Consider the following 692-nt stretch of genomic DNA (forward strand, 5'->3'; position numbering starts at 1 on the left):
ACACCAACAACCAATTTTAATATAGAAAAACCTATGAATGCTGCTAATATATGGAATGTAGATACCGGAGCCGCTTTTAAAGGTAAACTATCAGCCATGGATATTGATAGTAAAAAGGTTTGGCAAAGTGATAATTTACCAAGTTTATACCCTAATGAAATGGGCAGAAATAAGTAAACAATTCGTTTCTTATTAAAGCTTAAATTCTTCTATTTTATTCTAGTTAACTAAAAGATGTTGTTTAAAGGCAGCGTTGTTTTACTTACATTTACCAAATATTTAAAAACAACGATTTAACTTTTGTTTAAATCGTGAAAAGAAATATTATGACTAATAACGATGTCTTAAAAAAATTACGAGTTGCATTACAATTACGCGATGATGATATTATTAAAATTTTATCGCTTGTAGATTTTAGAGTTTCTAAAAGTGAGTTAAGTGCTTTTTTCAGGCGAGAAGATCATCCTAAGTATATGGAATGTGGCGATCAAATTTTAAGAAACTTTCTTAATGGTCTTGTAATTCATTTAAGAGGTCCAATGCCTGAAAACGTAAAAAAGCAAATACCTAAACAAAAATAATAGGGTCTTTTTATTCGAAAAGTATTAGTAAACTACTCAATGCTCTTAAAATCTTTTATGGCTTTGTTAGGTTCAATAACATTGTAGCCTTCCCAAAATTTTGGGTTATAA

At 28.9% G+C, this 692-nt stretch carries 1 protein-coding gene and 1 pseudogene; both read left to right on the plus strand.

What is annotated here, in order from left to right; genetic code table 11:
* Positions 1-177: pseudogene (locus FUA24_RS25655) on the plus strand (serine/threonine protein phosphatase); the annotation flags it as partial.
* Positions 178-311: 134 nt separating this feature from the next.
* Positions 312-581 (plus strand): DUF1456 family protein, encoded by a 270-nt coding sequence (locus FUA24_RS04885; protein ID WP_394344186.1) that lies wholly within the window; start codon positions 312-314, stop codon positions 579-581.
* Positions 582-692 lie beyond the last annotated feature (111 nt).

The sequence above is a fragment of the Seonamhaeicola marinus genome (genome assembly GCF_008085455.1).